Source organism: Synechococcus sp. H60.1, from assembly GCF_047462335.1.
Taxonomy (GTDB): domain Bacteria; phylum Cyanobacteriota; class Cyanobacteriia; order Thermostichales; family Thermostichaceae; genus Thermostichus.
The window spans coordinates 1-24076 of record NZ_JANSJA010000291.1 but is presented as its reverse complement, the minus strand read 5'-3'; the positions used below and the strand labels follow the sequence as shown (position 1 = coordinate 24076).

26 protein-coding genes and 1 pseudogene are annotated in these 24076 nt (G+C 60.2%); 15 read left to right on the top strand and 12 right to left on the bottom strand.

Features of this window, described 5'->3' with window-relative positions; genetic code table 11:
- Positions 1-125: 125 nt before the first annotated feature.
- From NW852_RS13320 to NW852_RS13285, 8 genes are all read right to left on the bottom strand, one after another.
- A complete protein-coding gene (locus NW852_RS13320; protein WP_414364752.1) occupies positions 126-1325 on the bottom strand; it encodes a PLP-dependent aminotransferase family protein in 1200 nt (399 codons plus the stop codon).
- 26 nt (positions 1326-1351) lie between these two features.
- Positions 1352-2329 (bottom strand): hypothetical protein, encoded by a 978-nt coding sequence (locus NW852_RS13315; protein WP_414364753.1) that lies wholly within the window; start codon positions 2327-2329, stop codon positions 1352-1354.
- Positions 2330-2445: 116 nt separating this feature from the next.
- Positions 2446-3027: a hypothetical protein gene (locus NW852_RS13310; protein WP_414398448.1), complete on the bottom strand. Its 582-nt coding sequence runs from the start codon at positions 3025-3027 to the stop codon at positions 2446-2448.
- 375 nt (positions 3028-3402) lie between these two features.
- Positions 3403-4101 (bottom strand): orotidine-5'-phosphate decarboxylase, encoded by a 699-nt coding sequence (pyrF, locus tag NW852_RS13305; protein WP_414364755.1) that lies wholly within the window; start codon positions 4099-4101, stop codon positions 3403-3405.
- Between the two features lie 20 nt (positions 4102-4121).
- Positions 4122-4553 (bottom strand): DUF6464 family protein, encoded by a 432-nt coding sequence (locus NW852_RS13300; RefSeq protein ID WP_414370307.1) that lies wholly within the window; start codon positions 4551-4553, stop codon positions 4122-4124.
- A 59-nt stretch (positions 4554-4612) separates the two neighbouring features.
- Positions 4613-4918 carry a hypothetical protein gene (locus NW852_RS13295; RefSeq protein ID WP_414376535.1) on the bottom strand — a complete coding sequence of 102 codons (306 nt, stop codon included), beginning with the start codon at positions 4916-4918 and terminating at the stop codon, positions 4613-4615.
- A gap of 94 nt (positions 4919-5012) precedes the next feature.
- Positions 5013-5825: a peptidoglycan editing factor PgeF gene (gene pgeF, locus NW852_RS13290; protein ID WP_414398445.1), complete on the bottom strand. Its 813-nt coding sequence runs from the start codon at positions 5823-5825 to the stop codon at positions 5013-5015.
- Positions 5822-6241, bottom strand: a complete 420-nt coding sequence (locus tag NW852_RS13285) for a DUF3119 family protein (protein WP_414364759.1) — start codon at positions 6239-6241, stop codon at positions 5822-5824. Before NW852_RS13285 ends, pgeF begins: the two co-directional genes overlap by 4 nt.
- A gap of 190 nt (positions 6242-6431) precedes the next feature.
- On the opposite strand from NW852_RS13285, the gene arsB reads away from it, so the two are divergent.
- The gene (arsB, locus tag NW852_RS13280; RefSeq protein WP_414398443.1) at positions 6432-7580 is read left to right on the top strand and encodes an ACR3 family arsenite efflux transporter; all 1149 of its coding nucleotides are present in this window, start codon (positions 6432-6434) and stop codon (positions 7578-7580) included.
- A gap of 16 nt (positions 7581-7596) precedes the next feature.
- A complete protein-coding gene (locus NW852_RS13275; protein WP_414370311.1) occupies positions 7597-8013 on the top strand; it encodes a YidH family protein in 417 nt (138 codons plus the stop codon).
- Here the strand turns inward: NW852_RS13275 and NW852_RS13270 are convergent.
- Complete coding sequence (locus tag NW852_RS13270) at positions 7980-8387, bottom strand: ArsR/SmtB family transcription factor (RefSeq protein WP_414370313.1); 408 nt, start codon at positions 8385-8387, stop codon at positions 7980-7982. The genes NW852_RS13275 and NW852_RS13270 overlap by 34 nt on opposite strands.
- Before the next feature lie 113 nt (positions 8388-8500).
- Here NW852_RS13270 and NW852_RS13265 point away from each other — a divergent pair, with 113 nt between their 5' ends.
- The 4 genes from NW852_RS13265 to NW852_RS13250 are packed head-to-tail and all read left to right on the top strand — an operon-like array spanning position 8501 to position 12146.
- Positions 8501-9217, top strand: coding sequence for an MBL fold metallo-hydrolase (locus tag NW852_RS13265; protein ID WP_414364766.1), 717 nt, complete (start codon positions 8501-8503; stop codon positions 9215-9217).
- A 57-nt stretch (positions 9218-9274) separates the two neighbouring features.
- Positions 9275-9742: a DUF29 domain-containing protein gene (locus NW852_RS13260; RefSeq protein ID WP_414334972.1), complete on the top strand. Its 468-nt coding sequence runs from the start codon at positions 9275-9277 to the stop codon at positions 9740-9742.
- Between the two features lie 44 nt (positions 9743-9786).
- The gene (locus tag NW852_RS13255) at positions 9787-10362 is read left to right on the top strand and encodes a rhodanese-like domain-containing protein (RefSeq protein WP_414370315.1); all 576 of its coding nucleotides are present in this window, start codon (positions 9787-9789) and stop codon (positions 10360-10362) included.
- Positions 10359-12146 (top strand): SulP family inorganic anion transporter, encoded by a 1788-nt coding sequence (locus NW852_RS13250; RefSeq protein ID WP_414370316.1) that lies wholly within the window; start codon positions 10359-10361, stop codon positions 12144-12146. Before NW852_RS13255 ends, NW852_RS13250 begins: the two co-directional genes overlap by 4 nt.
- Here NW852_RS13250 and NW852_RS13245 read toward each other — a convergent pair.
- On the bottom strand, positions 12109-13377 hold the full coding sequence (locus tag NW852_RS13245; protein WP_414370317.1) for a hypothetical protein: 1269 nt from the start codon (positions 13375-13377) through the stop codon (positions 12109-12111). The two genes, NW852_RS13250 and NW852_RS13245, sit on opposite strands and share 38 nt — an antisense overlap.
- A gap of 218 nt (positions 13378-13595) precedes the next feature.
- Here NW852_RS13245 and trxA point away from each other — a divergent pair, with 218 nt between their 5' ends.
- On the top strand, positions 13596-13928 hold the full coding sequence (gene trxA, locus NW852_RS13240) for a thioredoxin (RefSeq protein WP_414334976.1): 333 nt from the start codon (positions 13596-13598) through the stop codon (positions 13926-13928).
- Between the two features lie 21 nt (positions 13929-13949).
- Complete coding sequence (gene lipB, locus NW852_RS13235; protein WP_414364772.1) at positions 13950-14693, top strand: lipoyl(octanoyl) transferase LipB; 744 nt, start codon at positions 13950-13952, stop codon at positions 14691-14693.
- A gap of 34 nt (positions 14694-14727) precedes the next feature.
- Here lipB and NW852_RS13230 read toward each other — a convergent pair whose 3' ends face one another.
- Positions 14728-15177, bottom strand: a complete 450-nt coding sequence (locus tag NW852_RS13230; protein ID WP_414426814.1) for a tetratricopeptide repeat protein — start codon at positions 15175-15177, stop codon at positions 14728-14730.
- A gap of 204 nt (positions 15178-15381) precedes the next feature.
- On the opposite strand from NW852_RS13230, the gene purB reads away from it, so the two are divergent.
- The 7 genes from purB (at position 15382) to NW852_RS13195 (ending at position 23778) form a co-directional block, all read left to right on the top strand.
- On the top strand, positions 15382-16677 hold the full coding sequence (purB, locus tag NW852_RS13225) for an adenylosuccinate lyase (RefSeq protein ID WP_414364776.1): 1296 nt from the start codon (positions 15382-15384) through the stop codon (positions 16675-16677).
- Positions 16678-16686: 9 nt separating this feature from the next.
- A complete protein-coding gene (locus tag NW852_RS13220; RefSeq protein ID WP_414426813.1) occupies positions 16687-17667 on the top strand; it encodes an aspartate carbamoyltransferase catalytic subunit in 981 nt (326 codons plus the stop codon).
- 529 nt (positions 17668-18196) lie between these two features.
- Positions 18197-19276, top strand: coding sequence for a phosphate ABC transporter substrate-binding protein PstS (gene pstS, locus NW852_RS13215; RefSeq protein WP_414364778.1), 1080 nt, complete (start codon positions 18197-18199; stop codon positions 19274-19276).
- A 273-nt stretch (positions 19277-19549) separates the two neighbouring features.
- Entirely contained in the window at positions 19550-20521 is a 972-nt protein-coding gene (gene pstC / locus NW852_RS13210; RefSeq protein ID WP_414364780.1) for a phosphate ABC transporter permease subunit PstC, read from the top strand.
- 18 nt (positions 20522-20539) lie between these two features.
- Positions 20540-21427 (top strand): phosphate ABC transporter permease PstA, encoded by an 888-nt coding sequence (pstA, locus tag NW852_RS13205; protein WP_414364782.1) that lies wholly within the window; start codon positions 20540-20542, stop codon positions 21425-21427.
- A 67-nt stretch (positions 21428-21494) separates the two neighbouring features.
- Positions 21495-22292, top strand: coding sequence for a phosphate ABC transporter ATP-binding protein PstB (pstB, locus tag NW852_RS13200; RefSeq protein ID WP_414370322.1), 798 nt, complete (start codon positions 21495-21497; stop codon positions 22290-22292).
- Positions 22293-22410: 118 nt separating this feature from the next.
- Complete coding sequence (locus NW852_RS13195) at positions 22411-23778, top strand: FAD-binding oxidoreductase (RefSeq protein WP_414370324.1); 1368 nt, start codon at positions 22411-22413, stop codon at positions 23776-23778.
- A gap of 186 nt (positions 23779-23964) precedes the next feature.
- Here the strand turns inward: NW852_RS13195 and NW852_RS13190 are convergent.
- Positions 23965-24024, bottom strand: a pseudogene (locus tag NW852_RS13190) (DUF29 domain-containing protein); the annotation flags it as partial.
- Positions 24025-24076: the final 52 nt, after the last annotated feature.

Here is a 24076-nt window from a genome sequence, read left to right as displayed (position 1 = left end):
TTTCATCCTTAACGTGCTGGGGCGACGTCCCAGACGGCAAGTGTCAGGTTTTTAAGAGTTCCTCTACCAGCACAGCAAAGAGCTTACAGCGCTGCTGCATCCATTCCAATATGGCTACCCTGTATTTATCGTTGGCCCATGAGTTTGTACAGTTGCTCTCCGACGATCTGGATGCCGCTGAGGATGCGCTCTTCCGGTTGGTAGCTGAAGGCGAGGCGCAAGGCGTGATCCCCTTGGCCATCGGCAAAGCAGTGGGTACCCGGCAAGAAAGTTACCCCTAGCGCCCGGGTGGCCTGCAGCAAGGCGTTGGCACTCAGGGGAGGGGGCAGCTCGCACCAGATAAAGAATCCACCCCCAGGGGCCTCCACCTTAACTTCAGGGGGAAAACATTGAGCGATGGCCTCCAACATCAGGTGGCACTTTTCTCGGTAACGGCGGATCAAAAGCTGAATGTGGCTCTCTAGGCGGCCTTCCCCGCAGTAGCGGGCCACCACCCGGCCCAAAAAAGGTCCCAGGGATCCCTCGCTACGAAACATCTCCAAGCGGCGGATGATCTCGGGATGGCCACAGGCCCAGCCCACCCGCACCCCCGGCACCACAATCTTGGAAAAGGTGCCCACGTGCAGAACCCAGCCCTCTTCATCCAGCGCGGCCAAACTGGGCAAGGGATCCCCGACAAAGCGTAGGTCGTAGTAGGCCTCGTCCTCCACCACCACCACGCCGTATTCAGCCGCCAATTGCACCAGCTTCTGCCGCCGCGGCCAAGAGAGGGTGCAGCCCCTGGGATTGTGAAAGGTGGGAATGGTGTAGATAAAGCGGGGCCGGATCCCTTGGCGGGCTAGCTCGCGCAACACCTCTTCCAGGCAATCCACCACCATGCCCTCCCCATCCACGGGGATCGAGATCAGACGCGCCCCTGCCGCCGCAAAACGGCTGACCGCGCCCATGAAGGTGGGCCCCTCCACGATCACCATATCCCCCGGCTCCACAAAGACCTGGGGTAAGAGGCCAAGGATTTGCCCAGAGCCATAGCCGATCAAGAGGTTTTCCGGCTGCGCCTCCACCCCTCTGGCCCGCATCAACTGCTGCACCACCTCGATCAGCCCGGCAAAAGTGCCGCCGTAATTGAGGGCAGCATCTCCCTCTTCCGCCAACACCTCCGCTGTCGCCCGCGCCAGGTCGGCCTTGGGAAACAACCGCGGATCCGCCAGGCCAAAGGTAAAACTGGTTACTACCGGCACGGCCCCAGGGATCTCCGCGCCAAAAGGAGGCGGGATCACGGCCTGAGCCCGCCGGGCAAACAGGGTCTCTGAGAGGGGCCGCATCGGGAGCTTCAAGGCAGGAGAAGAGCTTAGGCCAACGCTTGCCACGATAACAAGAACGAGCTGGCCAAGAGCAGGGATCCCAGAACTCGCCGCCAACTCCGGCAGGGGATCTCCGCCAAGACGCCGCCGGCACTCAGGCACAAAAAGGGCAGGGCCACCAGGCCCCAACGGGCGCTTTGCTGCAACAGGTTCATCTGTGGCTCCCAAAGCCACACTGCCAGCACCCCCATCCACAGGACATGGCCCAAACCGGCCAAGCTGAGCAGGGTTTGTTGGCGTTCCGCCCAGGGCCAACCCAGCCGCACCAAGGCCAGCCCCAGGGGCAACATTAAGGTGGCCAGAACAGCCAGGCCGCTTTGGCTAGTGAGCGAATAGGACACCGTCGCCGTAGGAAAGCGCTCCGTCCCGGTGAAGGGATTGGCGGGCAGCTCAACCCGCACCAACCAGGAGAGGCCAATCACCAGCAGCAGCCAGAGTAGCCCTTGCAACCGCTGCCGCGGCCAATGTTGGCTAGTCCATAGCGTCCCCCAGAGCAGGGCCAAGGGCCAAACTTTGTAGCTCAGGGCACAGGCCAGCGCCAAACCGCCCCAGCGCAGGCGGGATCCCGGCCCAGCACCGCTGCTGACCAACAAGACCAGGCTGGCCAAGATCTCGTCGCCCGGCTCCAACCCCTGGGTCAGCACCCAGGGGCTGAGTCCCCATAGGCCAGCACTCCAGAAATTGCCCCAGCTCCAGCACAGCAGCAGCACGGCCAGGCAGGCCAGGGCCGAGACAGCTTGCAGGATCCCCTCGGGGGGGATCCCGGTGCCCTCAACCAGCCAGGGCAGTAGCCCGTTCGCAATTGAGTGGTAGAGAGGGAGTTCCGCCTGGACAGGGGGCAGGGATCCCTGAGGGCTGCTGATGGGCCAAGCGCGCCACCACGGCAGATGGGCCAGCTCTCCTAAGGAGCGGAGACGTTGCCCCAGCAGCAACCCCATCCCTCCCCACAGCAGCCAGTGGCCCATCCAACTAAGTCCGTCTGGGCGTTGGTGCCGACGTTTGCCTGCCCTGGACAGGCTTAGTTGAGGAAAAGAGGAACGAGACAGCCTTTTGCCCCGCGGAGGCATGGCAGGGGGAAACTTCATAGGGTAGGCCTAGTCAACTCTAGATCGCCCGTCAAGGGGCACCCAGCCTGCTGCCAGCGACGAATGGCTTGGGCGGTCAGTCCTTCGGTGACGTCGCGGATGGGAACACCGGCGCCGGTAACTTGCAGGCGCACCACCTGCCAGGGATCCCCAGGTGCAGCCCGCAGCACATAAGCTTCATAGGCCAGCTGCAGGGTTTCGCTGCGCCGACCGGCCAGGGGGTTGCCCTCCTGCTCGGGCTGCTGGGGCAGAACCAAGCGGCGCTCCAGCGTGGTGAAATACAAGCGAAAGCTTTGGGAAGCCGAGGCGGCTGGGCTATCCGGCAGAAGCTGGGCCAGCTCCTCGGCAGAGAGAAGTTCCACCTCTGGCTGGCCCACCAGCACTACCTGGAAGTCTGAGCGGGAGCGGCTCAAGGCCAAATTGAGAAACAAAGGCAACTGCTCCGCCAGGGCCTCGGCCCAGGTTTGCGGGTCGGAGGCACAGATCTCCTCTTTTGCCCAAGCAGGGGCAAGGCTGCCCAAGCTCAAAACCAGCCATAAACCCAGTCCCCACCCTCGTCTGGCAGATCTGTGGCCCAAGGCTTATTTCTCCCCAGATGGTCGCGTCCACAGAGTAAACTTCCCCCGACTGAAGTCGGGAGCTTAGGGACTCCGTCCCGCTCACGGGAACAGTAGCCCTCTTGCTGCGCGGCTGTTGGTTGACACATTCCCGCTCGCGCCAGCGGGCCGTAGGCCTCTGTCGCCTCCAGCTTTGCAGCTTGCGACGCAGACACCTTGAGCTTGCAGGAGATAGTTAGAACTTGGGTCATGCTCCATCATGGGAGTAGGAGCTATCCCCCCTACAGTATACGGTGGGGTATCTTGCGAGGGAGGCGCCACTTTGGCCACTAAAGTTCCAGAGTCGCTTTCCTCCCCACACTAAAGTGCAGGGCCCGCAGCTTTACCCTCCATGAATTATCCAACAGCATCCTCCAGGGCTTGGAGGCGGTACAAGGCAGCCACGGGATCCGCAGCCGCCGTGATGGGGCGGCCCACCACCAAATAATCGGCCCCTGCTCGCAGAGCTTCTGCAGGGGTACAGACCCGCTGCTGGTCGTCCCCCGCTTCTGGATCCCCAAAGCGGATCCCTGGGGTTACCAGCAGCACCTCCGGCCCCAAAGCCTGCCGCAGCCGCCCCACTTCCTGGGGGGAGCAGACCAGCCCACTCACGCCTTGATCCAGAGCTAGCCGCGCCAACTGCAACACATAGTCGCCGGGATCCCGCTCAACGCCCAACTCCTGCCGCACCTGGTCGGGACCAAGGCTGGTGAGAAGAGTGACTGCCAACAGCCGGCAAGAACTGCCCTGGGTGGCGGCCACTGCTGCCCGCAACATGGCACTGCCGCCAGCGGCATGAACGGTGAGCAGATCCACCCCATAACCAACGGCCACCTGAGCGGCCCGCCCCACTGTGTGGGGAATGTCGTGCAGCTTTAAATCGAGAAAAATGCGCTTGCCCCGTCCCTTAAGGGCCTGAAAAATCTGAGGGCCAACAGCCGTGAACAACTCCAGGCCCACCTTCCACCACAGCACCTGCGGCAGGCGATCTACCCACTCCAGGGCTTGATCCCAAGAAGCGGTATCCAGAGCAACAATGAGGCGGCTACCCTGCATGGCGGAAGCTCTCGAGCCGACTAACGTGAAGGGATCCGCTCCCGCGGCTCATAGTGAGGGCAGCCTTCACAGGGGCCATAGGGGTTAACTGCACAGCGCAACTCCGGGGAAAGGGCATTGTAGCGACAGGTGGGATCCCCAACCCAGCCGGGGGGTGAAGCGATATAGGTACAAACAATTATGCCCCCAAACCCCAGTGGGCTGACGAAGAAACGGCTGGTGCTGAAGGACTCCCCCTCAGCAGGATTGAACGTTTCCTCGTCGAGCTCTGGATCGGGCTGCGGCTCCTCCTCCAGACTCCAGAACGCTTCCCACTGCCGCAGGGTTTCTTGGAGAGGCGCGGCCAGATGTTCCGCCAACTCCGTCAGGGCGGTTTCCAAAGCGGCGAGGCTTTCTTCCGCCGCCTGGGTGAAGGCTGACACCCATTCCTCCAAGAGCTTCTCAAAATCCATGCAGTAGCGACCTGACTGAGAGTTTTCTTTTTACCTTACTGCTTGCCTGGGCAAGCTGCCTAACTTCCCCCTTGACAAACAGCATCTACTAACTCTTGATTGACCAAGGGAAATAGCTCTGCCAATTCTTCGGTAGATAGGTTGCCGGTACAGACATTGGCGCGGATGTGCCACTCCGCCCACATCAGCGCTGAGGCAATCGCAGGATCCTGGTCTTTCTGGGAGTTAGAGTCCCTCGCTGGCTTTGGAGCCAGGCGGCGTCCCGATCCGAGGTTCAGTTGCAGTACGCTGTCGCGGTTGATGCCGGTCAGAGAGGTCTGGGCATGGGCTTCTCCGACAAAGGCAAAAGGGAGAGAAAAAGCCATCCAAGACAATCCCCAAAAGGCAGCACGGCGAAACATGGGATCCCCGCCTGTAAGGTAGAGCTTTGAGGGCAATTATAGCTACTACTTGTGGCGGCTAGGGTTTATCCAACGCTGCGCTGGGCAGGCCAATCCCCGACCACTGCACACCATAGCAGCCTACCTCTTCCTTTCGGGATCCCTCGCGGCGATAGGAAAAGAAATCTTGCGGCTGAGCAAAGGTGCAATGAGGACTGATGGCAATTTGCTTGGAAGGGATCCCTTGGGCTTGGGCCTGGGCGCGGTGGATCCAGCGCAGATCTAGGCGCACCTTACCCGGCAGCGGATCCGGCCAGAGGGCAGGCCGGCGATCCACCCCCGACGGCAGCGCCTGCAGCACCTGCTCGGCCACTTCCTGGGAAACTTGGTAGGCTGGCCCGGAGATGGCTGGCCCCAGGGCAATGCAGATCTGGTCAGCAGGGATCCCGGCCTTTAGGAAAACTTGCAGCACCTTGGGCAAGATGCCAGCAGCCGTGCCCCTCCAGCCGGCATGAACAGCCGCCACCCAGGTAGGGCTAGCTATCAAGATTGGCACGCAGTCGGCGGTGCAAACCCAGGCAGAATCTAACTGGCGGCGGGCGATCACAGCATCTGCTTCGGGACGGGCGAAACTCCCTTCCCCGAGGTGAGAACCCGAAGCCCCCCCCTGGGAGAAGAGAACTTCATCCGCCCAGATCCAGCGACAGCCATGCACCTGCCGGCCCCATGCAGCTCGTTCTGGGGGGAGTTGCAACCGGTCGGCCAGCTCGGCTGGCTGATAGGGGGAAGCTTGACGGCAGCCAAAAGCATGGGGCCACCCCGCCAGAAGTTGACACTGCAGCCAACGCCATTCCCCTGCCTCTTGCCAAACCCAGCCCCCGGAACCGCTCATCGGCCTGATGGGTGGAAAGGGGATCCCTGGGATTTCTGCCGGGCATGCAGGTGGCCCACCCGCTCTTCCAGGCACATCCTTAGCTCGACGGGATTGAACAGCATGGGCAGAAAATGGATGCTCCGGCTTTCCCGGAAGAAAAATAAAATCGGCACTGAGGGCCAGAAGATCTGCCAGTCCTGCCATTCGCTGTAGGGGAACTCGCGGATGCGCTGGGAGCCGCTGTAAACCTGTAGCGCCGTGCGAGTAAAGGCCAGCCCAATCAGACAGGTTTGCACCAGCAAGAACAGGCCAAATAGCCCCACCCCCAGGCCTGCCCAAAACGACAGCCAAAACAGCGGCACTGCCAACACCAGTACTGCCAGGCTGAGGCGAAAGTCTGGGTTCAACAGATGGGCTGAGTAGGGTCTGATCACTCCTTGCTTCTCCTCCGAATCCCAGCCCCATTCTAGGCTGCCGCAGCACCCCCCTGCAGAAGGGATCCCGCTTTTGCCTGGGTTGGAGGTAAACTGAACAAGTTTTTTTGATGTATCCTGAGGAGAGCCCCTTAGGAAGGTGGCTACTCGGCAGCCTGCGTTTTCTCAACCCCAGTTTTCGGCTTTTCCCATGGCTCTCACCGAATCTGACCCCAAAGCTTTCCCCGGCGGCGGATCCCTGAGTTTTTTTGAGCGCTATCTCACCCTTTGGGTGGCTCTGTGTATTGTTGCCGGGATCCTGTTGGGTCGATGGTTTCCGGGCCTGGCAGAGGCGCTGGATGCCCTGAGCCTCTATCAGGTCTCCATTCCCATTGCCGTCTGCCTGTTTTTCATGATGTATCCCATCATGGTGAAAATTGATTTTGGCCAGGCAGCCCATGCCTTGCAATCGCCCAAACCGGTGCTGTTGACCCTGGGGGTGAACTGGCTGGTGAAGCCTTTTACCATGGTGGTGATTGCCCAGTTTTTCTTGGGGTGGCTGTTTGCCCCTTGGATAACCGGCACGGAAATGATCCGCAGTACAGAAGTGAGCCTAAGCAACTCCTACATTGCCGGGGCCATTTTGCTGGGCATTGCCCCCTGCACTGCGATGGTGCTGATGTGGGGCTATCTCAGCTATGGCAACCAAGGCCACACCCTGGTGATGGTGGCGGTGAACTCTTTAACCATGCTTTTCCTCTACGCGCCGCTGGGCCGCTGGCTGCTGGCCATGAGCGATTTAACGGTGCCCTGGCAAACCATTTTGCTATCCGTGGCCATCTACGTGGGCCTACCGCTAGTTGCAGGAGCAGCCTCTCGCTATTGGATTCTTAAAACCAAGGGCCGGGAATGGTTTGAGAAAGCTTTTTTGCGCTACCTCAACCCCATTGCCATCACCGCCTTGCTGGTGACGCTGGTGCTGCTTTTTGCTTTTAAAGGGGATCTCATTGTGGAGAATCCCTTCCACATTTTGTTGATTGCAGTGCCGCTTTTTGTGCAGACCAACCTTATTTTTGGCCTCACCTATGTGGCAGCCCAGAAACTGGGCTTGTGCTATGAGGATGCCGCTCCGGCGGCTTTAATCGGCGCCAGCAATCACTTCGAGGTGGCCATTGCAACGGCGGTGGTGTTGTTTGGCTTGAACTCCGGGGCCGCCCTGGCCACCGTCGTAGGGGTGTTGATCGAGGTGCCGGTGATGCTGATGCTGGTGGAAGTATGTAAACGCACCGCCTTTTATTTTCCCCGCCAGCCGGAGAAGGCCAGCTTGCCGGATCCCCGCTGTCTTAAAATCAGCCCTTGAGGGATCCCTGTAGCCCATGAACTTGCCCCCAGATCGCCAACGGGAACACCAGGCCAATGAGCGCACCTTTCTGGCCTGGCTGCGCACCTCTGTGGCTCTCATTGCCTTTGGCTTTGCCCTCGCCCGCTTCAGCTTATTTCTGCGGCAGATTGAAGCCGCCCACTCCCCTGAGCAGCCCGCCGCGGCGCACGGCCTCCTGAATGCCCAGAACTTGGGCCTCCTGTTGGTGATCTTTGGAATCCTGATGATCGGCCTTTCTGCTTGGCGCTACAACCAGGTGATGCGGCAAATCGAGGCGGGCGACTTTCGCCCCAGCCGTTTCCTCATCTGGATCATGGCTGCCGTTGTGGCCCTGTTTGGGCTGCTGAGCCTTCCCCTGCTGCTGCGCCGCCCCCGCCCTCAGGAACCTCCGCGGCTTAGCCTGCCGGAGTGAAGGGCCGCCAGGGGTTCCAGTTGCCGAGCCTGCTGCTTGAGGCGCTTGATTAACTGCTTGCACACCACCTCGCACAGCTCAAAACAGATGGGATCCGCAATTTGGTAGTAGACGCTCACGCCCCTGGGCTCGCGGCTGACGATCCCTGCCTGCGCCAGGATCTTGAGATGTTTGGAAACGTTGGCCTGGCCCATGCCGGTGGCCTCTAGGATTTGGGTAACGTTCTTGGGCCCCGAGCGCAACTGACACAGGATCTGCAGCCGGCTGGGCTCCGCCAAAACCTTGAAGTACTCCGCCACGCTGGTCAGCACTTCCGGCGTCAGGGTCAACTGGCACTCGTCTTTGCCACCTTTCACGAGCTTGTCCCAATCCATAGTCTGTCTTGAGGGAGGTGGTAGCTTGATTTTAACACTAAATAGTTATATAGTAGCTCTAGAGACCCGAATTCGGATCGCTTTCGGGTTTTGTCAACAGACAGGAGGGCAGCATGCTATTTCGCCAACTGTTCGACGCCGAGACGAGCACCTACACCTATTTAATCGCAGACCCAGACACCCGCGAGGCCGTACTGGTGGATCCGGTGTTGGAGCAGGTGGAGCGGGACTGGAAGTTAATTCAAGAGCTGGGTCTGACCTTGAAGTACTGCCTGGAGACCCACGTTCACGCCGACCACATCACCGGTACCGGCAAGCTGCGGGAGTTGAGCGGCTGCCAAGGGGTGGTGCCGGTTCAGGCCAAGGCACAATGTGCCGACCGCTTCATCGGCCATGGGGAAACGCTGCAGGTGGGATCCATTGTCATCGAGGCCATCGCCACCCTGGGCCACACCGACAGCCACATGACCTACCGCGTCAATGGGGATCGCGTTCTGACCGGCGATGCCCTGCTCATTCGCGGCTGCGGGCGCACCGATTTCCAAAGTGGGGATCCCGGCTTGATGTACGACCACGTAACGCAGCACCTGTTTACTCTGCCGGACGAGACGCTGGTTTATCCCGGCCATGACTACCGGGGACACACCGTCTCCACCATTGGCGAGGAGAAGCGCTGGAACCCCCGCTTCGTGGATCCGGAAACCGGTAAGCTGCGCTCGCGGGAGAGCTTTATTGCCCTGATGAACAGCCTCAACCTGCCGCAGCCCAAGAAGATCCAGGAAGCGGTGCCGGCCAACGAGCAGTGCGGCCAAGTGGCAGCCGCAGTTTAGTTGCTAGTGCTGGCTAGACTTCTCTCAGGCAGCCCGTCAGAAAGGGGAGGGTTGAGAGTGGATCCCAAACATCTCTATGAGAGGGATTTCTATGCTTGGACTCAGCAACAAGCCCAATTTCTGCGGGAGCGGGCCTGGGAGAAGCTGGATCTGCCCCATTTAATTGAGGAGATGGAATCATTGGGCAGGCAACAGCGGCAAGAGCTGCGTAACCGGCTGGGAGTTTTGGTGGGGCACCTTCTGAAGTGGGAGTATCAGCCGCAGGCCAGATCGGTAAGCTGGCTTCTTACTCTACAGGTGCAGCGGCAGGAAGTTCTGGATCTGCTGGAGGAAAACCCAAGCCTGAGGCCCTATTTGCCGGAGGCCATCTCCAAGTCTTACCTGAGGGCGCTCCAACTGGCTCTAGAAGAGACCAAGCTGCCTAGAAAGACTTTTCCCCAGACCTGCCCTTACTCTCCCGAGCAAATCCTGGATAGCCAGTTTTATCCTGGCGAGCCCAGCAGGTTGCTGGAGGAGGAAGATTAGAAATCCCTAAGTCTTACAACAACCCTAGAAGCAAGGAAGAAACCATGACCGTAGCCCAACAAAATCCTACAGCTCAGCAGGAACGGGATCCCCGTCTTAAGGAGATCGACGCCTTGACTTTAAAGCAGTGGCTGGATCAAGGGCGGGTACAGCTGATTGACGTACGGGAGCCGGCAGAATACCACGACGAGCGGATCCCGGGGGCGATCAACATGCCTCTATCTACCTTTGACCCCGCCAAGGTGCCGATCTCGACACCAGAAAAGCCAGTGGTGCTGCAGTGCCGCATGGGCAGCCGCTCCATCCGCGCCAGCTGTCAGTTGCTTGAATACGGCTGGCCGGAAGCGATAAACCTAAAAGGCGGGATCGAAGCTTGGAAGGCCGCCAAGCTGCCCACCACCCGCACCCGCAACGCGCCCATCTCGCTAATGCGACAGGCGCAGATTACAGCGGGATCCCTGGTGCTTGTAGGAACCCTGCTGGGAGCCTTTGTCCATCCCGGCTGGCTGGTATTGAGCGGCTTTGTGGGGGCGGGGCTGGTGTTTGCCGGGATCACCAACACCTGTGGCCTGGCGCTGCTTTTGGCCCGCCTGCCCTGGAACCGGGGTCAGACGCTATGAGCGGGATCCCGTCCGCCTCTTCCCCAAAGCAGGGGGTTTGGGCGCGCTACCTGCCCTTGGCCAAGGATTCCCTGTGGTGGCTTCGCTACCGGCGAGAGGATCTGCCGGGGGATCTCATTGCTGGGGTGGTCTCGGCCATCCTGTTGGTGCCCCAGAGCATGGCCTACGCGCTGCTGGCCGGCCTGCCCCCCGAGACAGGCCTCTACGCCAGCATCCTGCCGGTGATCGCCTACGGCTTCCTGGGATCCAGCCGGGCTTTGTCGGTGGGGCCGGTGGCCATCATCGCCCTGCTGGTAGCCTCGGGTTTGGAGCCGCTGGCTGAGCCGGGCAGCCCGGAGTATGGCCAGTTGGCGCTGGGCTTAGCTCTGGAAGCGGGCCTGATCCAGCTAGGGGTAGGGCTGTTGCGTCTGGGGTTTTTGGCCAATTTCCTGAGCCACTCGGTTATAACGGCCTTTAGCAGTGCCGCAGCCCTAATCATTGCCCTTAGCCAGCTTCGCCATCTGCTGGGGGTGAAGCTGGCCAACACCGAGTCCTTCTGGCTGCTAGTGCAACGGCTGTGGCAGAGCTTGGATGGGGTCAACTGGGCCACCCTGGGGCTGGGGCTGTTGTCCATCGCCCTGTTGGTGTACGCCCAGCAGAAGCTGCCGGCGCAACTGCGCCGCTGGGGGATCCCGCCCCTCTGGGAGTTGCTGCTCACCAAGAGTGCTCCCCTGGCGGCCGTTTTCTTAACCACCCTGCTGGTTTGGGGGTTGAATCTCTCGGAGAGAGCGGGGGTGGCAGTGGTGGGATCCATTCCGGCTGGCCTGCCACCGCTGACGTTTCCCCAACTGAGCTGGCCAGAATGGGGATCCCTGCTGCCCACCGCCCTAACCCTCAGCTTGGTGGGCTTTACGGAAAGTTATGCCATGGCCCAGGCCCTGGCCAGCAAGCGGCGGCAGAAAGTGGATCCCAACCAGGATCTGGTGGCCCTGGGAGTGGCCAACGTGGCAGCAGCCGTCAGCGGTGGCTTTCCGGTCACGGGTGGGATCAGCCGCTCGGTGGTGAACGCTCAGGCGGGGGCCAACAGCGGTCTGGCCTCGGTCATCACGGGATCCCTGATAGCTCTGGCCATGATCTGGCTGATGCCCCTGTTTACTTTCCTGCCCCAGACCACTCTGGCTGCCGTTGTGCTGGTGGCGGTGCTGGGACTGGTGGATTTTCACCCCCTGCTGCAGAGCTGGCGCTACGACCGCGGCGATGCCCTCGTTTGGCTGCTCACCTTTGCCAGCGTGTTGGCAATTGGGGTGGAGCGGGGGATTGGTCTGGGAGTGCTGGCCTCCATCCTTCTCTTCCTCTGGCGGGCCAGCCGCCCCCACATTGCCATTGTTGGCCAGGTGCCGGGTACCGAGCACTACCGCAACGTGCTGCGCCATGAGGTGATTACCGATCCGCGCATCTTGGCGGTGCGAGTGGATGAGAGCCTGTTTTTTGCCAACGCCGCCTACCTGCAGGAGTACATCCTGCAAGAGGTAGCAGCGCGGCCGGAAGTGGAACAGGTGCTGCTGGTGGCCAGCGCCATTAACTTCATCGACGGCAGCGCTCTGGAGGCCCTGACCGAATTGGTGGAACGTCTGCACCAAATGGGGGTGGGCTTTGCCCTAGCCGAGGTAAAGGGGCCGGTGATGGATTGCCTCAAAAGGGTGGGGTTTGTGGAGAAAGTGGGCGCTGAGCGCTTTTTCTTGTCGACCCACCAGGCGATGCAGGCACTCAAATCCCAGGCGATGCCGGCAGCCGCTTCCGGATGAGCACCAGGGGGGTCTGCTCCGCTGCATTGCCCGCCGGGTTCTTGCGCAGCGCCTGCTCCACCAGCTCCCGCTCCACCCCTGGGCTGGCCGCCAGAAGAGTTACCTCTCCCAAGTCGTTGGCATCCACAATGGCCACCTCGTAGCCAGTCTGGGCGTGGAGCTCGGCCACCAGCTTAGCTGGATGCCGCGGCCCCAAGACGATGAACTGGTCGTAGGGGGGCAAGGTGCCGGTGACATCGTCGATGAGGTCGGCCTGCTCCCCCGCCAGGGCATAGAACACCCCTGGGATCCCCAACAACTTGGCCAGGGATCCGACAACAAAAGCCCCCAGCACCCGCCAGGCTCCTGAGCAGTCGATCAGCGTCTGCATCCCGTAGCAGCTTGAGAGACTGGTCTTGGAGGGGAAGAAGTAGCAGAGGGTGCGGGCTAGCCAGCCAGGCTGCACCTGCAGGGGATGGCGAAAGTGGCCCTGGACGATGGCCGCCGCGCTTTCCGAGATGGCCACGATATCACCGGGCTGGATGTGAGGGCCCACGTAGCGCTGCAGCACCTCGGCAAGGTCATCGCTGGGGGTAAGCAGAGGGGTGGGAATGGCAGCCCAACTCACTGGCCCCTGCTGCTGCCAGGCCAGCTCCGGCAAGGGATCCACTTCCTGCAAGGGCAGGATCAGGTGGCTAGTCTTAAGGGTGCGCCGCTGCCGCCCGTACTGGACGTAGTCCAGCTCCAGCCAGGCCGAGCGCAAATCTGCCAGCCCTTCCCCCCTCAGCTCGATCTCCACTTCCAAGCCGGTCTGGCTTTGGGGGGTGATGATGTAGGCCTGCCAGTAGTTGTCCTGGCGAGGGGGCAGATCCGCATGGCGGGAGCGCAGGCGGATCTGGGTTTGGATCCCTTCGATGGAGCCGGCACTGAGCAAATGCAGTCGCGGCTGCACCTGGGCCAAGGTAACCTCAAAGATGGGGTTGAGGTTGCGGGCCACGAACTCCGCCTGGATAAGCCAGTGATCGGGGCTGAGGCGGTTGAGGTGCCAGCTCTGGGGCTCCACCACCAGGCAGTCGGCGGGGCGGGTCTTCCGCCAGTACAGCACCGTCGCCAAACTCAAGAGCAGCCCGGCCACCACCTGAATCCAGCCTGAGGGATCCCCCAGCCAACGCCAGATCCCCCAGAGGCTCAAGACCACCCCAGCCAATACGCCGGCCACCACACCTCGGCTCACCGTCCGGATTGTTGCCATCGGGATCCCACTCCTTGCAATCGTTAAGCCCTGCTAAAGCCTGCCCCTTCCGTCCAGCCCGCCCTTTAGACTACAGGTACCGACCAAGCCCTAGTCATCCTACCGGGAAACCGACAGCAAGCGGTCGCAGAATCTCTACTCACACTTTCATCTCAAACATTTAGACTACAAATAGGTTGCATTCTAAGTTTTTCTACAGCATCCTGCGGAGGTCGCCCATGGCCCACAAACAGCAGTTCAAAAGCTTTGACGATATGATCCAGGGATCCAAAACTCCCATTCTGGTGGATTTCTACGCCACCTGGTGTGGTCCCTGTCAGGTCATGGCCCAGGTGTTGGAGCAGGTGAAGCCCCAAGTGGGGGACGCCATCTCCTTTGTTAAGGTCGACACCGAAAAGTACCCCAACATCGCTGCCCGCTGGGGGATCTACGCCGTGCCGACCCTGATCCTGTTTAAAGACGGAAAGCCGGTTGACCGCATTGAAGGGCTGCTACATCCCCGAGCTCTGCTCGAGCGGCTACGGGCCCAGGTCAACTTACCGGTGGCCTGAGCTTTGCAGGGGCTTGAGCCTGTGCCGCTTCTCCAAGTTCACCTGGCAGGAGAAGTGCCCTACCGCACCGCTTGGGCTTGGCAGCAGGCCCGGTTGGCCCGGATGATCCGCCATCCTGAGGTGCCGGATGGGCTTTTGTTGCTCACCCACCCGCCGGTCTACACCCTGGGGGCAGGGGCCGATCCCAAGTTTCTCAAAAGCCTGGCTGGACGGATAGGATCTCCGGATACTCAGCCAGAGTCCCCTGCTCCTGAGGGGCCGGAGGTTCTGCGGGTGGAGCGGGGCGGCGAGGTGACCTACCACGGGCCGGGCCAGTGGGTGGGCTATGCCCTACTGAACCTAAAGCGCCATAGGACTGTCTACGGCTCCCATGGCCAGCCGGATCTGCACCGCTACCTGCGCCACCTAGAAGAGGTGCTCATCCAGACCGTAGCCCACTTTGGCCTGCGGGGGGAGCGGCTCCCTGGCCTGACAGGGGTTTGGGTGCAAGGCCACAAGGTGGCGGCCATCGGCATCAAGGTCTCCCGCTGGGTTACCTACCACGGCTTTGCCCTCAACGTCTGTCCGGATCTGGCTGCCTTCGCGGCCATCGTGCCCTGCGGGATCCCCGATCGCCCGGTGGGATCCCTGGTGCAGTTTTGTCCGGGGGTAACAATGGCTGCCGTAGCCCCAGTGTTGGTGCAATCTTTTTGTCATGTCTTCGGGCTGCAGGCCCAGGCAGTTTCCCTGGCCGAGTGGTTGGGAGAGCCTCCTCAGTTTGTCTAAATCCGAGATGGCCCTAGATTCAATCCAAGGGCGACTACTCCACCCCCAACTGGCGCAACAGTTGCTGCAGGATGGCTTGGTCAGCAAAGTTGCCGCTTTGGGAAAAAAGAGCCAACGCCTGGCGAAAGTCAGCCATGGCAGCCTCTCGCTCCCCCAGTTGCAGGTGGGCCACGCCGCGGCTAAAGTAGGCCTCTGGGATCCCCGGATCCAACTGGATGGCCCGCTCCGCATCGGCTAGGGCTTTTTGGGGCTGGCGCAACTGGTTGTAAACGTAGCTGCGGTTAACGTAGGCCGGTGCATAGGTGGGATCCAACTCCACTGCCCGATCCAGATCCGCCAAAGCCGCCACCGGATCCCCGCGCAGCAACTTGAGGGATCCCTGCCAGTTAAACTCGGAAGCAGGGCTTCGGGTGGAGGTCTTCTCAGGAGGAGGGGGGGAGGTGGGCAAAGAGAGGGCGGGGGCAGGAGCCAGGAATGCCGCCAAGCAACCTATGAGAGCCACCCTTCCCCATCGCCGCTTCATCGTGCCCCGCTGAGGATCCCAACCCAGTCCAGTATAGACTGCCCGCAAGAGGGGCCATCCTTGCACTTGGCCAACTCGCCGAGAAGCCCCGCTTTGGACCCGGGATGAGAGGCGGATTAGCTAAAATAGCTTGGCTTATCCTATCGTACTGACGGAAAAGGCACCTTGATCGAGCGCTACACTCTGCCAGAAATGGGCCAGATTTGGTCCACCGCCCACAAGCTCCAGACCTGGCTACAAGTAGAGCTGGCCGTCTGTGAGGCGCAGGCGGAGCTGGGGCGGATCCCTCAAGAGGCTCTGCAGGAGATCAAAGCCAAAGCTGCCTTTGACCCGGCGCGGGTTTTGGCAATCGAGGCGGAAGTCAAGCACGATGTTATTGCCTTCTTGACCAACCTCAACGAGCATGTGGGCGAGGCGGGGCGCTACATCCACCTGGGCTTGACCAGCTCGGATGTGTTGGACACGGCCTTGGCCCTGCAGCTTGGAGCCTCGGTTGAGATCTTGCAAGCTCGGCTGGCCGACCTCATCGCTGCTTTGCGTGAGCAGGCCCGCCGACACCGCTACACTCTGATGATGGGCCGCACCCATGGCGTCCATGCCGAGCCTATTACCTTTGGCTTTAAGCTGGCCGGCTGGCTGGCCGAGTGCCTGCGCCATCAGGAGCGCCTGACACGCCTGCGGGAGGTGGTCGCCGTGGGCAAGATCTCCGGCGCCGTGGGTACCTACGCCAATGTGCCCCCCCAGGTGGAACAGTTGGCCTGCGCCCGCTTAGGCCTCAAACCGGATACTGTCTCAACGCAGGTGATCTCCCGCGATCGCCACGCCGAGTATGTGCAGACCTTGGCTTTGATTGGCTCTTCTCTGGAGCGCTTTGCCACCGAGATCCGCCACCTCCAGCGGACAGAGGTGCTGGAGGTTGAGGAGTACTTTGCCCCCGGCCAAAAGGGATCCTCCGCCATGCCCCACAAGCGCAACCCCATCAAAGCAGAACAACTGACGGGAATTGCCCGCCTCTTGCGGGGCTATGCTGTCTCGGCCCTGGAAAACATTCCCCTTTGGCATGAGCGGGATATTTCCCATAGCTCTGTAGAGCGGGTCATCCTGCCCGATGCCTCCATCCTCTGCCACTACCTACTGGTCAACATGGCAGATCTGGTGCGCCACCTGCAGGTTTACCCTGCCAACATGGAGCGCAACCTCACCCTCTACGGTGGTGTTGTCTTTAGCCAGCAGGTGCTTTTGGCTTTGGTGGAGAAGGGCTTGAGCCGTGAGGAAGCCTACCGCCTGGTGCAGGAAAACGCCCACCGCGCCTGGAACCAAGCCGGCGGAGATTTCCACGCCAATCTGCTGGCGGATCCCAGAGTAATGGCCCACCTGAGCGAGGCGGAGCTGCAGGCCTGCTTTGACCCACGGCGGCACCTCACCCACCTGGACGAGATCTTTGCCCGCTTGGGCATTTGAGGATCCCCTATGGCTTGGCAGCGGCAACATGTCTTGGGGCTGGCGGACTTTACCCGCGAAGAGTATCAAATTGTTTTGCAAACCGCCGCCAGCTTTCAGGAAGTGCTGACCCGGCGGCTGCCCAAGGTGCCCACCCTGCAGGGGAAGGTGGTGGTGACGCTGTTTTTCGAGCCTTCCACCCGCACCCGCAACAGCTTTGAGCTGGCGGCCAAGCGCCTGTCAGCGGATGTGCTCAACTTTTCCCCCGGCACCTCTTCGCTAAGCAAGGGGGAAACCATTTTGGATACGGTTCGCACCTTTTTGGCCATGGGATCCGACGTGCTCATCGTCCGCCACGCCCAGGCCGGAGTGCCGCAGCAGTTGGCCGCCGAGATCGACCGCCGCGGATCCCCAGCGGGGGTGCTAAATGCGGGGGACGGCCTGCACGAACATCCCACTCAAGGTTTGCTGGATCTATTTACCCTCTGTAGCCACCTGGATCCGCAGCGACCTCGCCTCGAGCTGCTGCAGGGGGTGAAGGTGGCCATTGTCGGCGACATCCTCCACTCGCGGGTAGCCCGCTCCAACATCTATGCTCTAGTGGCCGCTGGCGCAGACGTCCACTTGGCCGGCCCGCCCACCCTGTTGCCCAAAGACTTTGCCCAGTTTGTGCCCGGCCATACTCTGCCGGTGCACTGGCAGTTGGAGCCGGCCCTAGCAGGAGCCCGCTTCGTCATCGCCCTGCGCCTGCAACGGGAGCGGATGAGCGAATTCCTCATCCCCAGCCTGCAGGAATACCACCACCTTTTCGGCCTCACCCAGCAGCGGCTGCGCCTGTGCCACCCCGAGGTGAGGGTTCTCCACCCCGGCCCGGTCAACCGCGGCGTGGAACTGAGTTCTGAAGTGATGGAGGATCCCAGCCTCAACCTCATCGAGCGGCAAGTTGCCCACGGCGTTGCGGTGCGCATGGCTTTGCTGTACCTGATGGGCGGCGGGCGGATCCCGGCTTAGACCTCCCCCTTTCCCCTCTGGTCGGGGAACTTGAGGAGCTGCTTGACGTCTAGAGTGCTGAGGTTACTCTTCTAGCCAACTCAACGCTCTCCGCAAAAGCAAGAAAGAAGTTCTTGCGGGGGCTCTTCTGGACACATTGAACCCTACATAAGCCTATATAAGCTTGGCAAGATTTGGGGCAGCTTTCTGCTCTAGGTTCTGCGCAACTTATCTTCTGTTCAAACTTTTTTTCTGGCTGGCCAGCATCATCTTTTATTTGGATCGAGGTCACCTAGCCAAGTCTAAGACAAGCTAAAAGCCTTGCAAAATAAGCTTTTCACAGATCCTGAGCTCCAGGATCATTTTTTACTGCTATCTAAACCCAAGCAAATCACCAGGTAAAAAATCAAGATCTCATAGCAATCACCTCATTTAGAAAGACACCGACTTTTTCTTCTGGTTTAACCTAAACTTAACCTTAACATATTCTACTCTTAACCTTGAGGTTGTAGGGTTATAGGCGTCGATTAAAATCAGACATTTCTTTCTTATGCGATCTCTGCTCTCTGCTTCTGTTTCTTCTGTCGCGGCTTTGGCGGTGGGAGTCCTGGCGCTGGCCCCGGCCCAAGCCCAAACCGTGCAAATCTCTGGCGCAGGTGCTACCTTCGCTGCGCCGCTGCTGCAGCGCTGGTTTGATGCCTACAATCGCACCGTAGATCCCAATGTGCAAGTCAGCTACCAGTCTGTTGGGAGCGGTGCCGGTCTGGAGCAATACATCAACGGCACGGTGGACTTCGGTGCTTCCGAGGGCCCGATGACCGAAAAGTACAACGCCTCTCGCTACAAGAGCTTCAAAGAGAAATACGGCTACGAGCCCCTGCAACTGCCTCTGGCGGGGGGCGCCATTGAATTTGCCTACAACCTGCCCGGCATCGGCGACAAAGAGCTCGTGCTCAAGCGGGAAACCTACTGTGGCATTGTTACCGGCGAAATCACCCGCTGGGACGACATTCGCATCAAGGCCCAAAACCCCAACCTGGCAAGTCGGCTGCCCGCGCTGGACATCACCTGGGTGCACCGCTCCGACGGCTCTGGGACGACCTTCGTGTTCAGCAACCACCTCAACGCTGCTTGCCCCAACTGGAAGGGCGGCGTGGGAACCACGGTGGAGTGGCCGGTTGGCATCGGTGCCCAGGGCAACGAAGGGGTAGCCGCCACCATCAAGCAGGAGCCAGGGGCGATTGGCTATGTGAACCAGTCCTTTGCCAAGCTGGAGCAACTGACTACTGCTCGCATAGAAAACAAAGCGGGCAAGATTGTCGAGTTTTCTCCTGAGCGGGCTACTTCTGCCCTCAACGCTCCCCTGCCCGAAAATTTTGCCCTGCTGGTGCCGGATCCCGAAGGGCCTGACGACTACCCCATCGTTGGTTTGTTCTGGGTGATGCTCTACCGTGAATATCCTGACGAGCAAAAGCTGAAGAAGCTGGTGGAAGCCATCAAGTGGACGCAGGGGCCAGAGGGCCAAGCCATCACCAAAGAACTGGACTACATCCCCATGCCGGAGCCGGCCATCCAGCGGATCTTTGCCGAGCTGGATAAGATCAAGGTCAACCCCAACGCGAAGCGATGAGTTGCTGTCCTGTTGAAAGGTGTTAGTTGAGAGCCAGTGGTCAACAAGAGGCTGTGCTCTTCCTGTTGGCTACTGGCTTGCCGCTTTGCTCATTTTTGGCAAGCAAAAGATCTGTCGGCACTGACTTTTGACGTTGTCACCAGTCTGAGTCCAACAAGCTTTTGGTGTTCACTGTTGGCCAGGACACAGACAACTGTAACACCGATGAAATGTAGGGTGAGGGAGGTTTTGCCACAATCTGCCCACCAGTAGAATTGCCACAGCGGGGATCCTATGACTTCGGCAGCCAGAGACTACGACTTATCAACGGATGTTGCTATTGAAAAGAAAATGGATGTTTCCCGCGCCCTCGACGTGGGTTTTGTCCGCCTAACTTTGGTGCTGGCAGGGTTTGCCGGCATCATTCTCATTTGGGTGATCGTGCAGACCACTGAGGCAGCCCTGCCGGCCATGCGCCAGTTTGGCTTGGGCTTTCTGGTCACCAGCCGCTGGAACCCGGTGGAAAACATCTATGGGGTGTTGCCCCAGATCTACGGCAGTTTGATGACCTCTCTGGTGGCCCTGATTTTTGCCATTCCTCTGGGCATCGGCACCGCCATTTTCTTGACGGAAGATTTTGCCCCCAAGTGGATAACGGCGCCGATTGCCTTTGCCATTGAGCTGATCGTGGCCATTCCCAGTGTGGTGCTGGGGCTGTGGGGCATCTTTGTGCTCATCCCGGCGGTGCGGCCCATCTTCCGAGCCATCAATCAGACGCTGGGGTGGATTCCTCTCCTTGGGGGTCCTGCCCCCCGTGGCCCCAGTTTGCTGCTGGTGGCCATGGTGCTGGGGATCATGATTTCCCCCATCATCATTTCCATCACCCGCAGCACCCTTGAATCGCTGCCCCGGGGCCTCAAAGAGGGCGCTTTGGCGTTGGGAGCTACCCGCTGGGAGACGATCTTGACGGTGATGATCCCGGCGGGCCTGTCGGGCATTGTCAGCTCGATCATGCTGGCATTGGGACGGGCCTTGGGGGAGACCATGGTGGCAGCAATGATTTCCGGCAACGCCAACCGCATCAACATCTCCCTGCTGCAGCCAGGATCCACCATTACCGGCTTGATTGCTTCCCAGTTTGGCGAAGCAGGACGCCTGCAGGTGTCGGCCCTTATGTATGCCGGTGTGGTGTTGATGGTGCTGACCCTGTTGGTTAACGTCATGGCCGAGATCATCATCCGCAAGTTTCAAAACTTGGAGCAGTAACCGAGGAGCCTCGTCATCATGTCCCAGTCAGCCCAGCTTGTTCCTGAGGAGATCGACATTAGCCGTGCCGCTGTTGCCCCCCTGCGGAGATACACGAGCATTGCCTTGACGCTGCTGAGCGGACTGTTTGTGGCCGCCATCATAGCTGCCCTATCTTGGGTGCTGTGGGACATCGGTAAGGAGGGCATCCAGAGGATAAGCTGGGACGTCCTCACCGAGACTCGCTACCCGGCTCCAGGGTTAGCAGAGGGGGGGTTTGGCCACGCTATCGTCGGCAGCGTATTGGTTCTGGCCACGGGGGCGGCTTTGAGCTTTCCCTTCGGGATCCTAGCGGCCGTTTACCTGTCGGAGTTTGGCCGCGGCAGCCGCTTGGCCTACTTGGTCAAGTTCTCCTGTAACGTGCTCACGGGCGTGCCGGCCATTCTCTGCGGCCTGTTTGCCTACGCTTTGGTGGTGCGGGGATCCGGCTTCTCGGCTTTTTCGGGGGGAGTTGCCCTGGGCGTGTTGATGCTGCCCATTGTCATCCGCTCCACGGAAGAGGCGCTGCTTTTGGTGTCGCCGGATATGCGTTTGGCTTCGGTTGGCCTGGGGGCCACTCGCTTTCAGACCACAATGCGCATCGTCCTGCCGGCAGCAGCTCCGGCCATTGTAACGGGCTTGATCTTGGCCTTGGCGCGGGCTGCCGGCGAGGCAGCACCTCTACTTTTTACTTCCTTCAACAACAATTTCTGGTCAACCAACCTGTTTGGACCGGTGGCTACCCTGCCGGTGATGGTTTACTTCTTCTCAATTATTCCCTTCAAGGTGCAGCAGGAGCTGGCATGGGCAGGAGCCCTGGTGCTGCTGGCCATTGTTTTGGCAGCCAGCTTGCTGGCCCGCTTCCTGGTCTACAAAGCCAGAAGATAGTTTAAGCCTTGTCGGACAGCGGCCAGGTGTGAATTAGCCTCTTGACGAACTTTCTGCGAGTGGGATCATGAAAACTCAATCTGCTAACTCAACCACCTACGTCTTCCGAACGGAAAACCTGAGCGTCTACTATGGCTCGAACCTGGCGGTGAAAAACGTCACCATGGATATTCCTGCCCGGCAAATTACGGCTTTTATCGGGCCTTCTGGCTGTGGCAAAAGTACCATCCTGCGCTGCTTTAACCGCACCAACGACCTGATCCCGGGGGCGCGTGTTGAGGGCAAGCTTACCTACCGCGGCAAAGACCTCTATGCCGAGAATGTGGATCCGGTGGCGGTGCGGCGGCGCATTGGCATGGTGTTCCAGAAGCCCAACCCTTTTCCCAAGAGCATCTACGACAACGTTGCCTACGGCCCGCGGGTGCTGAGGATGAAGGTGGACTTGGACGAGGTGGTGGAAACTTCGCTCAAGCGGGCCGCCCTTTGGGACGAGGTCAAGGATAGGCTGAGAGAAAACGCTCAGTCGCTATCGGGCGGGCAACAGCAGCGCCTCTGCATCGCCCGTGCCCTGGCGGTACAGCCGGATGTCATCCTCATGGACGAGCCCTGCTCGGCGTTGGATCCCATCTCCACCCGCCGCATCGAGGAGCTGATGAAGGAGCTGGAGCAGGATTATACCATCATTATCGTCACCCACAACATGCAGCAGGCCAGCCGCGTCTCGGACATGACGGCTTTCTTCAGCGTGGAGCTGGTGGGATCCAACCGCGTGGGCGAACTGGTGGAGTTCGACCGAACGGAGGTGATCTTCAACAGCCCTGCCAAAGAGGCGACCAAAGACTACGTAGAGGGCCGCTTCGGCTGATGCTCGGGACGGGCCGGGATCCCCTGGAGAGGCGTTTTCTGTCTCTGGTGAGCCTTTCTGCCGGCCCTTTGCACAGACAATGGAGTCTAAGTAGCCTGCTATCCAATTGGGGATCCCTATGACCGTTGCTGCTTCTGGAAAATTGCAGGCCTTGCTTTCTGAGCTGGCCGACCTTGAAACCATCACCGATCCGGCGCAAGTTGCCAAGTTGTCGCTGGACTTTTACCACTACAGCCCTGTGCTCAGCCGCCAGTTGAGCAACAAGCGCGGGGAGGTGGTGGTGCGCCCTGCCGATGAAGCAGAAGTGATGCGGGTGGCGGCGGCCTGTGCCAAGTGGAGAGTACCCCTGACCGTGCGCGGCGCCGGTACCGGTAACTATGGCCAGTGCATCCCCCTAGCTGGCGGTGTGATCCTGGACATAAGCAAGCTCAACCAGGTAATCTGGGCCAAGCCGGGCTTGGCGCGGGTACAGGCGGGGGCCAAGCTGATGGCCATCGACAAACACACCCGCGAGCTGGGCTGGGAGATCCGTATGGCCCCTTCCACCTACCGCACCGCCACTATTGGGGGGTTCATTGCCGGCGGTAGCGGCGGCATCGGCTCTGTGACCTACGGCCAACTGCTGGATCGGGGCAACATCTTAGGGCTGCGGGTGATTACAGTCGAAGAGGAGCCGCGATCCCTGGAGCTGCGGGGAGACGACGTGTTCAAAGTCAGCCATGCCTGGGGCCTCAACGGGATCATCACCGAGGTGGAGATTCCCTTGGCGCCGGCCTATCCTTGGGCGGAGCTGGTGGTGGCCTTCCCGCCGGAGGGGGGGTTTATGCCCTGCGCCCACTTTGGCCAGGCTCTGGCCGAGGCAGATGGGATCCTGAAGAAACTCATCAGCCTGCACGCCTGGCCGATCCCTCGCTACTTCGTCCCCTTGCAGGACTACTTGCCCCAGGGATCCGCCGTGGCCCTCTTGATGGTGGCCGAGTACAGCCTAGAGCCGTTGCTGGAGCTCATTCGGGAGCATGGCGGCCAGGTGGTCTACAACAAAACGGCTCAGGAGGCCAGCAAGGGGATCTCGCTGGGGGAATTCTCTTGGAACCACACCACCCTGCACTGCCGCAGCGTGGATCCCAATTTGACCTATCTACAATCGATTTTTCCGCCCGATCGGGAGCTGAAGGTGGTGCAGCACCTGTACGAGCACTTTGGCGACGAAGTGCTGATGCACCTGGAGTGGATTCGCATCCGGGGGCAGGCTACCCCGGTCGGCCTGCAAATTGTGCGCTTTACAACGGAAGAACGCCTCAACGAGATCATGCGCTATCACGAGGCGCAGGGAGTCTTCATCGCCAATCCCCACACTTTCATCATCGAAGAGGGGGGTCGCAAAGTGATGGATCCGCGCCAGCTCCGTTTTAAGGAAGAAGTGGATCCCTATGGATTGCTTAACCCCGGCAAGATGCGCAGTTGGCAAGGGCGGGCTTCTGCTTGAAAGTGCTGAGAGGGCTTTATCCTCTAATATCCAGCGATCTCTGAGTTGCCTCTGCCAAAAGGAGAGGGGCTTGACAGTCAATCTTCTGCCAAGGCCAGCTCCAAAGCATAGGGACAAGTCTCCGGAAAGGCCGAGATATCCCCTCAAGCTGGGGCTATCTTCGAGGGCCAATTCAAGCTGAGTTCGCGCATCTGTGATGGCATCCAGCCAGCTCTCTGAGCGACGCTGAGGTTGATATTGCCACATGAACTACCCCACCGCGTAGGCGGGTGGGGTTTCCTCACCCGCTTGACAGCAG

Excerpts from the sequence above, each read along its gene's own strand:
- NW852_RS13320 (WP_414364752.1), bottom strand. The coding sequence starts at position 1,325 with ATGCGGCCCCTCTCAGAGACCCTGTTTGCCCGGCGGGCTCAGGCCGTG.
- NW852_RS13315 (WP_414364753.1), bottom strand. The coding sequence starts at position 2,329 with ATGGGCCACTGGCTGCTGTGGGGAGGGATGGGGTTGCTGCTGGGGCAA.
- pyrF (WP_414364755.1), bottom strand. The coding sequence starts at position 4,101 with ATGCAGGGTAGCCGCCTCATTGTTGCTCTGGATACCGCTTCTTGGGAT.
- NW852_RS13300 (WP_414370307.1), bottom strand. The coding sequence starts at position 4,553 with ATGGATTTTGAGAAGCTCTTGGAGGAATGGGTGTCAGCCTTCACCCAG.
- NW852_RS13295 (WP_414376535.1), bottom strand. The coding sequence starts at position 4,918 with ATGGCTTTTTCTCTCCCTTTTGCCTTTGTCGGAGAAGCCCATGCCCAG.
- pgeF (WP_414398445.1), bottom strand. The coding sequence starts at position 5,825 with ATGAGCGGTTCCGGGGGCTGGGTTTGGCAAGAGGCAGGGGAATGGCGT.
- arsB (WP_414398443.1), top strand. The coding sequence starts at position 6,432 with ATGGCTCTCACCGAATCTGACCCCAAAGCTTTCCCCGGCGGCGGATCC.
- NW852_RS13275 (WP_414370311.1), top strand. The coding sequence starts at position 7,597 with ATGAACTTGCCCCCAGATCGCCAACGGGAACACCAGGCCAATGAGCGC.
- NW852_RS13270 (WP_414370313.1), bottom strand. The coding sequence starts at position 8,387 with ATGGATTGGGACAAGCTCGTGAAAGGTGGCAAAGACGAGTGCCAGTTG.
- NW852_RS13265 (WP_414364766.1), top strand. The coding sequence starts at position 8,501 with ATGCTATTTCGCCAACTGTTCGACGCCGAGACGAGCACCTACACCTAT.
- NW852_RS13255 (WP_414370315.1), top strand. The coding sequence starts at position 9,787 with ATGACCGTAGCCCAACAAAATCCTACAGCTCAGCAGGAACGGGATCCC.
- NW852_RS13250 (WP_414370316.1), top strand. The coding sequence starts at position 10,359 with ATGAGCGGGATCCCGTCCGCCTCTTCCCCAAAGCAGGGGGTTTGGGCG.
- NW852_RS13245 (WP_414370317.1), bottom strand. The coding sequence starts at position 13,377 with ATGGCAACAATCCGGACGGTGAGCCGAGGTGTGGTGGCCGGCGTATTG.
- trxA (WP_414334976.1), top strand. The coding sequence starts at position 13,596 with ATGGCCCACAAACAGCAGTTCAAAAGCTTTGACGATATGATCCAGGGA.
- NW852_RS13220 (WP_414426813.1), top strand. The coding sequence starts at position 16,687 with ATGGCTTGGCAGCGGCAACATGTCTTGGGGCTGGCGGACTTTACCCGC.
- pstS (WP_414364778.1), top strand. The coding sequence starts at position 18,197 with ATGCGATCTCTGCTCTCTGCTTCTGTTTCTTCTGTCGCGGCTTTGGCG.
- pstC (WP_414364780.1), top strand. The coding sequence starts at position 19,550 with ATGACTTCGGCAGCCAGAGACTACGACTTATCAACGGATGTTGCTATT.
- pstA (WP_414364782.1), top strand. The coding sequence starts at position 20,540 with ATGTCCCAGTCAGCCCAGCTTGTTCCTGAGGAGATCGACATTAGCCGT.
- pstB (WP_414370322.1), top strand. The coding sequence starts at position 21,495 with ATGAAAACTCAATCTGCTAACTCAACCACCTACGTCTTCCGAACGGAA.
- NW852_RS13195 (WP_414370324.1), top strand. The coding sequence starts at position 22,411 with ATGACCGTTGCTGCTTCTGGAAAATTGCAGGCCTTGCTTTCTGAGCTG.